General features: G+C 44.5%; 10 protein-coding genes and 1 pseudogene. 2 read left to right on the plus strand and 9 right to left on the minus strand.

Annotated features, from left to right (window positions below; all coding sequences use genetic code 11):
* Positions 1-122: 122 nt before the first annotated feature.
* From LHL20_RS19995 to pilM, 9 genes and pseudogenes are all read right to left on the minus strand, one after another.
* A pseudogene (locus LHL20_RS19995) lies at positions 123-665 on the minus strand (Dam family site-specific DNA-(adenine-N6)-methyltransferase); the annotation flags it as partial.
* A gap of 186 nt (positions 666-851) precedes the next feature.
* Positions 852-2,264: an SPOR domain-containing protein gene (locus LHL20_RS20000; protein ID WP_226434555.1), complete on the minus strand. Its 1,413-nt coding sequence runs from the start codon at positions 2,262-2,264 to the stop codon at positions 852-854.
* 91 nt (positions 2,265-2,355) lie between these two features.
* Positions 2,356-3,420, minus strand: coding sequence for a 3-dehydroquinate synthase (gene aroB, locus LHL20_RS20005; protein WP_226434556.1), 1,065 nt, complete (start codon positions 3,418-3,420; stop codon positions 2,356-2,358).
* Positions 3,421-3,454: 34 nt separating this feature from the next.
* Positions 3,455-3,970, minus strand: a complete 516-nt coding sequence (aroK, locus tag LHL20_RS20010; RefSeq protein ID WP_159627341.1) for a shikimate kinase AroK — start codon at positions 3,968-3,970, stop codon at positions 3,455-3,457.
* Positions 3,971-4,240: 270 nt separating this feature from the next.
* Positions 4,241-6,016 carry a type IV pilus secretin PilQ gene (locus LHL20_RS20015; RefSeq protein WP_226434557.1) on the minus strand — a complete coding sequence of 592 codons (1,776 nt, stop codon included), beginning with the start codon at positions 6,014-6,016 and terminating at the stop codon, positions 4,241-4,243.
* Positions 6,017-6,018: 2 nt separating this feature from the next.
* Positions 6,019-6,543 carry a pilus assembly protein PilP gene (locus tag LHL20_RS20020; RefSeq protein WP_264181026.1) on the minus strand — a complete coding sequence of 175 codons (525 nt, stop codon included), beginning with the start codon at positions 6,541-6,543 and terminating at the stop codon, positions 6,019-6,021.
* Positions 6,543-7,154 (minus strand): type 4a pilus biogenesis protein PilO, encoded by a 612-nt coding sequence (locus LHL20_RS20025; protein ID WP_226434558.1) that lies wholly within the window; start codon positions 7,152-7,154, stop codon positions 6,543-6,545. Before LHL20_RS20025 ends, LHL20_RS20020 begins: the two co-directional genes overlap by 1 nt.
* A 3-nt stretch (positions 7,155-7,157) precedes the next feature.
* The gene (locus LHL20_RS20030; RefSeq protein ID WP_226434559.1) at positions 7,158-7,736 is read right to left on the minus strand and encodes a PilN domain-containing protein; all 579 of its coding nucleotides are present in this window, start codon (positions 7,734-7,736) and stop codon (positions 7,158-7,160) included.
* Complete coding sequence (gene pilM, locus LHL20_RS20035) at positions 7,724-8,791, minus strand: type IV pilus assembly protein PilM (RefSeq protein WP_226434560.1); 1,068 nt, start codon at positions 8,789-8,791, stop codon at positions 7,724-7,726. Before pilM ends, LHL20_RS20030 begins: the two co-directional genes overlap by 13 nt.
* A 136-nt stretch (positions 8,792-8,927) precedes the next feature.
* Between pilM and LHL20_RS20040 the strand changes: the two genes are divergently transcribed.
* Positions 8,928-11,591 carry a penicillin-binding protein 1A gene (locus LHL20_RS20040; protein WP_226434561.1) on the plus strand — a complete coding sequence of 888 codons (2,664 nt, stop codon included), beginning with the start codon at positions 8,928-8,930 and terminating at the stop codon, positions 11,589-11,591.
* A gap of 78 nt (positions 11,592-11,669) precedes the next feature.
* Entirely contained in the window at positions 11,670-13,361 is a 1,692-nt protein-coding gene (locus tag LHL20_RS20045) for an NAD-dependent malic enzyme (RefSeq protein WP_226434562.1), read from the plus strand.
* Positions 13,362-13,525: the final 164 nt, after the last annotated feature.

Here is a 13,525-nt window from a genome sequence, read left to right on the forward strand (position 1 = left end):
GTATTTACAAATCTCTATTCATTTGTAAAGTATTTCGCATTCATGTTTTTAAAAATATGTGCAATAACAAGTATTAATACATATAAATTTAGTGGCGACATTATTTTTTTTCGATATATTAAATAGATCACGTTGCCTCTTCGCGCCCTTGAAAACACTTTTTCAAAAGGCAAGCAGGTAAACGTAGCTTTTTGTGACTTCTCAGAAAAAACGAACATTTCATCTTCGGGAAAGTATGGTTTTTTATAGCGCCCAAAAGGAACATTAAATCGGCCCTGCAGGCTGTAGCGACACAAACCGTTATAACCATGTCTGTTCAGATACAAAAAGAGTATGGCTCGGTAATACTCATCCTGTGTACTGTTGAACTCTTCTCGCAATGCATAATACATTTTTTCGTCGTTACGCTTGTCGCAGAAAAATTCACGCGCATCATTAATTAATGCATCGGGTTGTGCTTTTAAAAAGTTGTACAGATTTATGAGATCAGGGTTTATATCATTAAGAAGGTAACGTTTGTATTGCGTATTCAAAAATACAGAGCCGGCACCAACAAACGGTTCAATAAGTTTGTTAGCTTGCGGTAATCTGGCTTGAATGTGCTCTACCAAGCTATATTTGCCACCGGCCCATTTTAAAAAGGCCCGGTTTTTCTTTTGCATCATGCTTAAACGTTACTACCTACACGGACTGAAGAAGGTGGTTATTCCTAACGTCGCCGAAGGCATTGCCGGGGAAGGGTCTTTTGACATCACCACACTAAAGGTAGATTGTAACTTTCATCGCTAATGTGAACAACCAGCAAGTGAGATAAGCGCGCGATTTTAGCGCACTATTAGGCAATAGGTGATTTATGGATTGTCAGTCAGAGCTAACTCTTTGAGTACTTGCTCGCCATTCTTAACAAAAGCGTTCTGTTTACCTGGAAAATCGGGCAAAGTGCTGCGTGCTTGCTGCGCGTCATTAATATTGGGATAGAGCGTCTTATCAACTACAACGAACCAATCACCACCGTAGCGTTGGGTTTTGTAAACGCGGGTTTTATCGTAAAGTCCGTACTCTAACAAAAATTGCTCAAGTACTCGCTCATCTTTCATCGCTAGCATCTGAATGGCATACTGAGATGGACTTATCCATTCGTTTTCAGTGTTAGCCTCGTTCTCTTTCTCGTTATTAGCACTCGCAATAGCGATTGGTTTTTCATCAACAAGGGTGGTTGGCTCAACAACGTCGCTATCTTGGTTTGGGCGCTGGGTATCATCAGTAATGGCGCTTTGTGTTTTGTTGCTTGGCCCTAAAGATGAAACAGCAGTGTTCCAGTCAGTGACTAGGTTCGCATCGTCATTTAACAACGGCGCTTCCTGTTCACTATCACTCACTGTAACAACGTCGACAGTAGCAATATTACTAGGGGCGGTGATATCGCCAGTAACCTTTGTGTCATTACTGCCAGTGTCTTGGTTATCAGTATTTTCTTCAAGCAACGAGTCGTAGGCTGAGCCTGGTACTGCTTGAGGAGCTGTAGTATTGGTATTGCCGCTCTCGATAGGGGCAAACAGACCTGATAGATTGCTGCCATATTGCCAGTAGACCAAGCCAGAAAACGTAATAAGAAAAATGGCTGCTATAGCACCATATAGCCACTTGGATTTTAAGGGGTTGCTGAACGTGAGTGTATTTTCTCTCTGTCGGTTTTCCAGGTGCGCTTGAAATGCTTCACGTCGAGACGCAATCATTTTGTCTAGGTCCGACTCAAACGTGGGCTGCTCACTCATAACCGACTGGCTACTTATAATGAGTGGCGTTTCAGTATTTTTGGCAGGCAGCCACTGTTTTGCATTTTCTGCCCATTGGCTGTTGGCAAAAAGCAAAACGTTCATGTGCTGTTTGTTTCCCGCAAACCGACTTTGTAGCACTAAATCCCATAATTCCTGTAACAGTTTGTCAGGAAGGTGGTGCGCTTGTGTGATTGCAATGAGAATAGGCCCTTCATGGCCGTTTAAATCCACAAGAAGTTCATTTAGAGGTCTTACGAAACTTCCAACCACTTGCCCGAGTAGTTGGCGGCAGAGCTGACGACGATAGTCAGACGTGTCCATATTCTCTTGCGCGGTCAGGTAGGCAATTTCGGTATCATCATGTTGCTGAAAGACAAACGCCTCTAACGTTTTTTGTTGCTCAGCAATAGACTCACCACTGACAAAAATCAGTTGTGATGAATAATTTACTAAGTACTCCAAACGTTCATGCAGTTCACTTTGCACGGAAGTTCGCCCCTTCGATATACGAAATTAGCCAAGTGGCTTAAACATATTTATTGTACTGTACGTTTAAGCCAAAGCGTGTCGATGAAGGTTAGAGTAATTCAGACAATATCGCGTCGGTTACGTCTTTTGTCACAACCGCTTTACCGATACCCTGTGGAAGTACAAAGCGAATATTACCTGCCTCAACCTTTTTATCGCGCTTCATGTGCTTAACATAGTCGTCTTTATTCATGTCGCTAGGCCCTGCTACGGGAAGCTTGAACGTTTCAAATAACGCACTAACACGACGTGTTTCTGACGGTGTAAACCATGACAGCGCTTCTGCTGCTTTACAAGCAAGTATAGTACCAGCGGCTACGGCCTCACCATGAAGCCAGTTGCCATAACCTTGCTCAGCTTCGATTGCGTGGCCAAACGTGTGACCGAGGTTAAGTATGGCGCGTAATCCGCCTTCTCGCTCATCTTTTGCTACCACATCAGCTTTGATTTCACAGCAGCGAAAGATAGCCTGGCTCAACGTATTTTTGTCTAGCGCAGTAAGGGGCGCGACGTTTTGCTCTAACCAATTAAAAAAGCTCGTGTCGTAGATAATTCCGTATTTGATAACTTCAGCCATACCTGCTGCAAACTCTCGAGCAGGTAAGGTGGTAAGCGTGTCAGTATCAATGGCGACAAATTGCGGTTGGTAAAACGCACCAATCATGTTTTTACCAAGTGGATGATTTACAGCAGTTTTACCGCCTACTGAAGAGTCGACTTGTGACAATAGGGTAGTGGGTACTTGAATAAAAGGCACACCACGCTGATAGGTTGCAGCAACAAAGCCTGTTAAGTCACCAATTACACCGCCACCTAATGCAATTAATGTGGTGTCACGGGCTGCGTTGAGTTCTAGCAACCGCGTCATTACAACTTCAAACTGGGTTAAGTTCTTATGCTGTTCGCCATCGGGTAACACGATGGTTTCGACGTGGACATCGCCACAAGCTTTAATGACAGTGTCGAGATACAGTGGCGCTATCGTCTCGTTGGTAACGATAACCGCTAGAGGGCCTTTTATATAAGAACGAAAAAGGCCAGGTTGCGTAAGCAGCCCAGCCTCTATCTGTATAGGATAGCTACGGTCTCCAAGTTCCACAGTTAAGGTTGACATGGGCGTAGCACCTCCTAATTTATATTATTTTTATTTATAGACCAATTTTGCTAATAATTTGATTTGCTACTGCGCGTGCAGACTGGTCGTCTGTATCTACCACGTAATCGGCCACTTCTTCATATAGTGGGTTACGCATTTCTGCAAGATCGCGAAGTACCTTCTCAGGGTCTTCATTTTGTAGCAAAGGACGACGCTTGTCGCGTTGTGTACGGGCAACTTGCTTATCGATAGTGGTTTGCAAGTAAACAACAATACCGCGGGCAGATAAACGATTTCGTACCGCTTTAGTTACTATAGAGCCGCCGCCTGTGGCAAGTACGATACCTTGCTTATCTGTCAGGTCGTTAATGACGTTCTCTTCGCGTTTGCGGAAACCGTCTTCACCTTCCAAATCAAAGATCCAAGCGATATCAGCACCAGTACGGCGCTCAATTTCCTGATCCGAATCGAAAAAATCTAGGTGAAGTTCGTCTGCCAGATGTCTACCGATGGTACTTTTGCCAGCACCCATTGGGCCAACTAAAAAGATATTACGTTTTTCAGCCATATTTGCTTATATCACAACTTAATCATGTTAGGGGCAGTGCACTGTTGCCTTACCAGCCTACCCATTGACTCGTGCCTATTTAGTGTCCAATAAGCACCACTCCTTAAACCTCGCTTAAATTTCGAGAGCGCGATTATCTCAGTTTCCTGCAAGGCGTTGCAAGTTTTGTTACTAACAATTAGCGTATACCTGTAAATTTACTTACAAAAAAGTGTCAAAAACAAAAAAACGCGCTGTAAAAAGCGCGCTTTCTAGGCTCGTATTCTGGCGTTAAGGACGTTCAGTTACAATTTTAGGCGTTACGAAAATAAGTAGCTCACGTTTTTGCTGTAACTGAGAGGTATTTCTAAATAGCGCGCCCACGACTGGCAAATCGCCAAATAGGGGTACTTTTGTCACACCGTCAGAGCTGGTCTGCTGGAATATGCCACCTAGTACAATGGTCTCGCCATTTTCCACCAATACCTGCGTTTTTATTTCTTGAGTATCAATGGCAACGGCATCACCCGTTGATGTAGAAACGGTTTCGCCTCGCGTATCTTGTGTCACAACCAAATCAAGAATAATACGGTTGTCAGGGGTAATATGCGGTGTCACTTTGAGCGATAGTACCGCTTTTTTGAATTCTACCGATGTTGCGCCTGATGATGTTGCCTGAACATAGGGTATCTCAGTACCTTGTTCTATGTAAGCTTCGTGCTGATTGGCTACAGTGATACGCGGGCTGGCAATAATTTCACCTTTGTTTTCAGACTCAAGTGCAGATAACTCTAAATCCAAAATAGTGCCATCAACCAAGCTGGCTACCTGAAACCCGATGCTTGCTGCTGACGTACTCGCAACGGGTAGATTAACGTTCAGGCGATCGCCAATTGTGGGAATAACGCCACCGGCTATAGTTTCTGCGCCTTCAATTGAACCCGATACGCCATTGTCATCTTGACGATCACTAAAACCCCAACGCACACCAAGCTGTTCATCAACATTGTCCAGCACGGTAACCATACGGCTTTCTATGAGTACCTGTTTTACAGGGACATCTAGGGCATCAATCATTTTTCTGGCTTCATCAATTGAAGCTAAGGTATCGCGAATAAGGATCGTGTTGGTGCGTTCGTCTACGGTGACACCACCACGGTCAGACAAAATACCGCCTTCAGTAGATTTTAAAATAGTCGCTAAGGCTGCTGCTTTGGCATAATTTACGGGGATATTGACTGTTTGTAGTGGTGCTAAATCAGACACTTGTTTCTTTGACTGAAGCGCTTGAGTTTCACGCGCTGACAACTCTTCTGCAGGTGCGATAAGGAGAATGTTACCTTCTAAACGCTTATCAAGACCTTTAACGCGAAGGATCATATCAAGTGCTTGATCCCAAGGAACGCCAGATAAAGATATTGTGACATTGCCTGTGACGGTATCGGTAGTAACAAGGTTAAAACCATTAACTTGGGCAATAATCTGCAATACTTGTCTTACAGGCACGTCTTGAAAATCAAGAGAAATTGGGTCGCCCGTGTACTTTGTTTCGCTCTCAAGTGCTTCTTGTTGCTCAGCGTCCATGGCTTTTACTTCGATTCTAAGGATGCCATCGTTAATAGTATTTTGAACAACTACCGTACCTGTATAATTCACTTCAATACGTGCGTCGTTGTCATCTTCGAAGGTTTCAACTGTTGAAACCAAGGTTCCAAAATCAGCCACATTTAATTCGACAAGTTGGTCCTCATCAAGCTTGGTATTGGCCAGTGTTACCGACACTTTCCCTTGTGACTCAACTAACTGTAGTTTGGGCGTATCGCCTGTAAATGAAACCAGTGTAATTGCCGCGCGGTCTGCACCTTGCGTAAAGTCGATATTGGTGACTGTAGTTGTGACTTGCGCCTGACGCGCTTGCGCTTGTGGGTCGACCAATAGCGGCTCTTGTGCCTTAACCGGCGCCATAACAAGTGTGAGAGATAGCAAGGTAGCGATCGCCGCGGCAAGCCAGTACCAACGAGGTACTCTACGATTCAGAGATTTGTTGAATATGTATCGCTCGGCCATGTTTACTCTCCCGCCTTTGATGCTGTAGTCATTGTTGTTGTTTTCCTTTGCCAGCAGCCGGCACCATCTGGTAATGACTGTTCAATAGTAATTGAATCACTGCCAATTTGCGTAATTTTTCCATAAAACAAGCCGATACGGCTTCCTATTTTGGCTTTATGCAACACGCCATCGTTACTTCTAATCAAGGCCCATTGCACGCCTTTAACCTCAAAATTTCCTGAAAGTGAAAGTGCATCTACGCCATATGCTTCAAGTGCTTCTTTTGCTCGTTGAAAGTCAGGTTGGAAGCAATTTTCTACACGAGGCTTGCTTACCGGGGCGGTATTTCGACGAGGTTGTTCAAAGGGGCTACGAAGCGCGCCTGCACTATAAGTGAATGGCGGATGCGTTTCGAACTCAGGATAGGGTTCAATTTGTGGTGTTGTTCTATCTTTTACACTTTGTGTATATGCTTGCAGATCGTCAAGCTTTGGTGAACATCCTGTTGCCAAAAATAAGGCTAAGAGAGCTGTAAGATAACGCATTATTTTACCTCTCCCTCAATTTCAGACGAGTTTTCAGAACGATATGTTTTTGCCTGAAGTTTCAATGAAAGCCCGTCAGTGCCGCGCGTAATATCAAAATCGTGCAGAGTCACAATACGAGGTAAGTCAGCCACTTTAGACACAAACTCACCAAAGTTGTGATAACCGCCACTCACTTCCATCTCTATGGGTAGTTCAGTGTAAAACTCTTTCGGTACTTCCTGTTGCCAGTTCAATAGCTCAAATGTTAGTCCCGATGATGTACCTACATAAGTAATATCGTCGAGTAGCCCCGGTGTTTCATTGCTGGTGGGGAGGCTTTTCAGCATAGATGAAAAGTCTTTCTTAATTTGAGCAAGCTGCTCTTGATAGGCTTCTAAGTTAGCCGCAATCCGATATTTAGCCTCAAACTGCAGTTTAAGCTCTTGCTCTTTTAACTCAGCAGCGTCCAGCGTGGGAAGTTTAGGGCTAATCAGCATGTAGTAGCTTAACGCACCTACGATAATCGCCACAAAAACGCCTACAACAATACGAATTTCTTGCGGCCAAATAGCAATTTGCTCGAAATCGAGTTCGTTGAGTTCTTTAAGTTTTTCTACGTCGAATTTCATAATTTACTGTGCTCCATTTTGACTGCTTTCAAGAGGAGCAATATTAGGGTTAATCAGAAATGTTAGCGTAAAGCTACTCATAGCGCGTGCAGCACTACTATCTGATTTGATTGTAGAAAGCTCTGCGGCAACGAAAATTTTCGAATTATCTAAGCCGCGCATAAAATCTGAAAGGCGGTTATTTGAATCACTTGTGCCTTCAATCTCTATCCTGTTACCCGTTCGAGTCATTGACTCAAACGCAACACCAGATGGCACAAGTTTAACGAGTTCATCAAATACAACAGGTGCAATATTACGGCTAGCCTGAAGTTGCTCAATAAGTGCCATGCGTTGCTCTATGGCATTCTTACTATCTTTGACCTTTTTAATTTGTGCAATTTGCTCGTCGAGTATGGCAATTTCTTGTTCTAAATAATTGTTGCGTGAATTTTGATTGCTAATCTGTTGATCGATAGCTTGACCGATAAACCAGAATATAAGTCCAACGATAGCGGCAACAGCAAATAAAGCGCCTAGGTATTGTTGTTTTTGATGCTGACGCTGCTTTTCGCGCCAAGGTAGAAGGTTTACATGTGCCATTGTGTAAAACTCCTGCTTGCAAGCCCCGCTGCAATCGCTAATTGCGGCGCAATCTTATGTAAGCGCTCTGTGTCTAATTTAGGGTTTATTGTCATACCACTAAATGGATTAAAGCAATTCACTTCTAAACCAAGATCTTGATTTAGAATATCAACTAACGGCTCGATAGTGGCAGCTCCGCCGCTTAGCAGTATGCTTGTTGGGCGCTCTGCGTGTAGCGTGCTCATGTACATTTGCAGCGCTCGGTTGATATTTTGTTGCAAATTGGCTGCAAAAATCGGCAGCGTATCTTCAACCCAGTTACCTGCTAAAGTGCCATCTAACAATTGGCGCTCAGCTTCTTCGCGCTCCATCATATGAATAGCACTGATGTCATTAATTAAATGATTCAGTCCGAAAGCATGCTCTTTGGTGTAAACCACATTGCCATCTTTTATCACGCAAATCTGTAACAGTGATGCGCCAACATTTACACAGCAAAGCGGTTGCTCTGGCGCATCGACGTGGTGAAAGTATTCTAATGCGTTGCCAATGGCGTAGTTTTCCATATCGACAATCTTAGGTTCAAAATTCGCTTCTCGCGCAAGCAGTAATCGACTATCCACTAAGTCTTTGTGCGCTGCGGTGAGCAACACGTTTACTTTGCCTGAATGGGTTGCGCTTGGACCAATTTCTTCAAAATCTAGATAAACTTCTTCTAGCGGGTAAGGAATAAGACTGTCAGCTTCAATTTCTATTTGGTTTTCGAGCTCATAATCACTTTGGTCTGGATCCATATACACAATCTTGCTGATCACAGACGTGCCTGCCACAGCTACGTTCGCAAGCTTCAGCTTTGTCTTAAGTGCTTTTCTTACTTTCTTAAGTGCAATACTGATAGACTCGTAGTCTTTGATATCGCGTTCAGAAAAAGCAACTTTAGTGATAGGTTCACATGCATAGCCTTGCAGTACATACCCATCTTTAGATTGTTCAAGCCACACCGCTTTTATTTGACGCGTGCCTATATCTAAGCCCACAATGGGCGGCAGCTTTTTGTTAAACAGCGATTTCATTTGCAAGTGTCCAGTTTCAAAGGTTATTGCTCTACAGTACAATATTACTCTATTAGTCTTATGCGTATGGTTCTATAGATAACACATACGTATAAAATATACGTCATTTCAACAAAATGTGTTGGTATCCGTTACAGTGAAGTACATCAAACCGCTTATTTTATTCGTTTTTCTATCAGGCCTTTTAGGTTGTGCGGCACTGGTAGGTATTTACTTTTATATCAAACCAGACCTGCCGAGCGTCACTGTACTTAAGGATGTACGCCTGCAAACGCCCATGCAGATATACACCAAAGACGGAAAACTTATTTCGCAATATGGAGTTAAACGGCGGATCCCCGTAAAACTTGAGGAAGTACCTCAAGAATTGATCAACGCGATCCTCGCCACCGAAGATAGTCGTTTTTACGAACATCACGGAATTGACCCCATAGGTATTGTGCGTGCAGCAGTAAGTTTAGTACTAACTGGGGAAAAGCGTCAGGGTGCAAGTACACTTACCATGCAGCTTGCACGTGGTTTCTTCCTTACGCGTGAGAAAACCTACATTCGAAAAGTAAAAGAAATCTTTATCGCTTTGCATATGGAGCAAGAGCTGTCAAAAGAAGAGATCCTTGAACTTTACCTCAATAAAATCGAGCTGGGGCATCGCGCGTTTGGCTTTGGTGCTGCCTCGCAGGTGTATTACGGAAAACCTCTTAACGAGCTTAACTTAGCGCAAATGGCGACTATAGCCGGACTGCCGAAAGCGCCCTCTGTGCTGAATCCCATTAGTGGGCCAGAACGCTCTGTAGAGCGGCGCAAGGTTGTACTGCTTAGAATGCTCGATGAGCAGTACATCACCAAAGCACAGTTTGATGAAGCTGCTAGTGCACCTGTTACTGCCCGTAAACACGGCGCTGAAATTGAAGTTGACGCGCCTTACTTGGCAGATACGATTTACAATGAAATGGTGGAAATCTACGGCAAAGAAGAAGCAGAAACCGGTGGCTATCAGGTTTATGCAACCGCTAATTCAGATATTCAAATTGCTGCCCAGAATGCCGTGGTTCGTAACCTTCATGACTACGATGAACGCCATGGTTATAAAGGTCCTCTTGGTTACCTTTGGAATATACCCACCCCTGAAAGTCAAGATGAGGTTATTCCCGCGCTTTCGTTGACTATGGATATTAGTAGTCGCACAAATCGCAGTGCATGGGATGAAAAATCACTACTTGAGGTACTCAGTGAAATTCCACACATTAAGCCGTTGATGCCAGCTGTGGTAATGGCAGTAGGTGAACAATCAATTGATGTACTTTCTGTTGACGGTGAGTCGCGTACGATTACATGGGACGGGTTAGATTGGGCCCGTGAATACATTACCGACTTTCGCCAAGGGAGTGACCCTAAAACCGCATCTGACATTACCCAAGAAGGGGCGGTCATCTACATTCGCGAGCAGGAAGGGCAGTGGCGTATATCTCAACTTCCTGAAGTGAGTGGCGCGTTTGTTGCCTTAAATCCGCAAAATGGCGCAGTAGAAGCAGTGGTTGGTGGCTACAGTTTTTATCAAAGCCAGTTCAATCGTGCGACCCAAGCTAAACGTCAAGTGGGTTCAAACATAAAGCCATTTGTGTATTCGGCGGCGATCAATAGCGGTTATACACTGGCCTCAATTATTAACGATGCACCAATAAACCAGTGGAATGCGGCAACAGGCGTAGCATGGCGCCCACAAAACTCTCCAGCAGAATACGATGGCCCAATTCGGATGCGTAAAGCGTTAGGTAAATCGAAGAACGTGGTGTCGGTAAGATTACTTCGTGGCGTTGGTCTGCGTGAAACTACCGATTATCTTACTCGCTTTGGATTTGATGCCGAAGATATACCCTTTGATGAAACAGTTTCGTTAGGGTCGGGATCACACACTCCGTTAGAGGTAGTGAGAGGGATGGCGGTTATCGCAAACGGTGGCTATTTAGTTAATCCGCATTTCATCAGCAAGGTACTTGATGAAAGCGGTCAGGAACTATGGCGCGCAAATCCAGTTTGGGCATGCAATCGTTGCGAAAATGAAAGTGAGCCTGAAATAGTGCCAGAAAGTGATGAAGCTGATATTGAAGCGCTGCTAGCTGCTGAACTCAATCAAGATGTGTTAATAGGCGATGCACTTGAGGATGAGAGCGAGGAAAAAGTTATCGCACCTCAGGTGATAACGGCGCAGAACGCCTTCTTAGTCGGGGAGATGATGCGAACTGCGGTAAGAGCCAACGGAAACTGGAATAAAAAAACCTATTGGCTTGGCACTGGATGGCGTTCTCGAAATATATTACAGCGTACAGATATTGCAGGTAAAACAGGTACTACCAACGACTCTCGCGATACGTGGTTTAGTGGCTTTCACAAAGATATCGTTGCTACGGCATGGGTTGGATTTGACAACATGGGGCGCCAGTTAGGAAGAGCGACACGTAATCAGAACCTCATTAATAAAGATCCTGAAAAATTCAACTGGATTGGTAATGCCCTCATTGGTACTGAGGACGGTGCAAAAGCCGCGGGCCCTGCGTGGATAAGATTTATGCAATATGCATTGAAAGATAAACCCCATACGCCTATGCCCGTACCTGAAAATATTGTGCGGGTTCGCATTGATCGTACCAGTGGAAAGTTGACCAGAAGAACAGACCATACGACACTATTTGAATATTTCCTGCAAGGCACCGAGCCAACCACTTACGTTCGTGACGATGAAGTGATTGATCCAGCCACACAGGATACGACTACTGCGCCAGAGCCAGAAGAGATATTCTAATTATAAGTCAGGCACGCGTTAGGCGTGCCACTTCAGGCTGTGGCGATGTATTTGCCTGAACAAAAAATCGGAAAACCAATGTCAGAAGATTCACAGCGATATCTTTATATTCCTCATGCCGGCCCTTCATTGCTGGAAACGCCCCTACTGAATAAAGGCAGCGCATTTACCGCACGAGAGCGCGCTGCTTTTAACCTTACAGGCCTTGTCCCACCTCGTTTTGAAACCATCGAAGAGCAGGTGGAACGCGCTTATATGCAATACAGCAGCTTTGATGAGGCGCTCAATAAGCACATTTATTTACGCGCAATTCAAGATAATAACGAAACCTTATTCTATCGTCTTATTCAAAAGCATATTGATGAGATGATGCCCATTATCTATACCCCAACAGTGGGTGATGCGTGTGAGCAGTTCTCTGATATCTATCGCAGTTCCCGCGGTTTGTTCGTGTCGTATGAGGAGCGTCATCAGCTAGATGATATCGTGCGCAATGCGACAAAGCGCAAAGTGAAAGTGATTGTTGTGACTGACGGCGAGCGAATTTTAGGTTTGGGTGACCAAGGTATTGGCGGTATGGGGATCCCAATTGGTAAGTTGTCGCTATACACCGCGTGCGGAGGAATTAGTCCAGCCTACACCTTACCAGTGATGCTTGATGTGGGAACCAATAACGAGAAACTATTAAACGACCCTATGTATATGGGCGCGCGACATCCTCGTATTGGACAAGAAGAATACGACGAATTTGTCGACATGTTTATCAAAGCAGTAAAACGTCGTTGGCCTGACGTTATGATTCAGTTTGAGGACTTTGCGCAGCCTAATGCCATGCCGCTGCTTAATCGTTACCGCAATGAAGTATGTTGCTTCAACGACGACATTCAAGGTACGGCAGCAGTAACACTAGGTACAATTTTAGCGGCATGTCGCACCAAGCAACAAAAGCTGAGTGACATGAAAGTGGTATTTGTTGGTGCTGGCTCGGCTGGCTGCGGCATTGCTGAAATGCTTATTCAGCAAATGGTGTTTGAAGGCATTAGTGATGAGCAAGCGCGCAAACAAGTATTTATGATTGACCGTTTTGGTCTGGTTACTGAAGGCATGGAAGGGTTGCGTGACTTCCAACAAAAACTTCAGCAAAAGACAGAAGACTTAGCTGACTGGACTTTTAGTGGCGATTACGCCTCATTGTTAGATGTTATGCATTGTGCGCAACCAGATGTACTGATTGGCGTTTCAGGTCAACCAGGTTTGTTTACTGAGCAAGTGATCCGCGCAATGAAGCAGTCTTGCGAATTACCCATCATCTTCCCACTAAGTAATCCGTCTAGACAAGTTGAGGCACGCCCTGAACAAGTTATTGAATGGACTGATGGTGAAGTTATCATTGCAACGGGAAGCCCATTCAAACCAGTTGAGTACAACGGCAAAATATTCCCGATTGCTCAGTGCAATAATTCCTATATCTTCCCTGGTATTGGTTTAGGTGTTGTGGCAGCAAAAGCAAAATTAATAAGCGACGAAATGTTGATGGCGGCAAGTAATGCACTCGCAGCTGCATCACCATTGGTAAATACTGGTGAGGGCTCTTTACTACCGCCATTAGGCGCCATTGCACAGCTAAGTAGAGACATTGCATTTGAAGTTGCTAGAGTCGCAATGGAGCAAGGGTTGGCACTTGAAATGTCTGACGAAGCATTACGCGAAAGTATTGAGCGTAATTTCTGGAAGGCGGAATACCGACCGTATAAACGTGTGAGTATCTAACATCATGTTCGCGCCAATTAGATAGATGGCATCGCTCAATAGTATTTACGAAAAAGCAGGTTAGTCCCTGAGGGATCCCCACGAATTTAATTCCATGTGCTTCCGGCCCATGCACTGTCTACTATGGAGCTGTACCATTTGAGTGCAGCTTTCCACTGTCGCAT

The organism is Alteromonas sp. McT4-15 (assembly GCF_020515205.1).
GTDB lineage: Bacteria > Pseudomonadota > Gammaproteobacteria > Enterobacterales > Alteromonadaceae > Alteromonas.

What these genes read in the sequence shown, in the direction of transcription:
- aroB (WP_226434556.1), bottom strand. Translation starts at nt 3,420, where the DNA reads ATGTCAACCTTAACTGTGGAACTTGGAGACCGTAGCTATCCTATACAG.
- aroK (WP_159627341.1), bottom strand. Translation starts at nt 3,970, where the DNA reads ATGGCTGAAAAACGTAATATCTTTTTAGTTGGCCCAATGGGTGCTGGC.
- LHL20_RS20015 (WP_226434557.1), bottom strand. Translation starts at nt 6,016, where the DNA reads ATGGCCGAGCGATACATATTCAACAAATCTCTGAATCGTAGAGTACCT.
- LHL20_RS20020 (WP_264181026.1), bottom strand. Translation starts at nt 6,543, where the DNA reads ATGCGTTATCTTACAGCTCTCTTAGCCTTATTTTTGGCAACAGGATGT.
- LHL20_RS20025 (WP_226434558.1), bottom strand. Translation starts at nt 7,154, where the DNA reads ATGAAATTCGACGTAGAAAAACTTAAAGAACTCAACGAACTCGATTTC.
- LHL20_RS20030 (WP_226434559.1), bottom strand. Translation starts at nt 7,736, where the DNA reads ATGGCACATGTAAACCTTCTACCTTGGCGCGAAAAGCAGCGTCAGCAT.
- pilM (WP_226434560.1), bottom strand. Translation starts at nt 8,791, where the DNA reads ATGAAATCGCTGTTTAACAAAAAGCTGCCGCCCATTGTGGGCTTAGAT.
- LHL20_RS20045 (WP_226434562.1), top strand. Translation starts at nt 11,670, where the DNA reads ATGTCAGAAGATTCACAGCGATATCTTTATATTCCTCATGCCGGCCCT.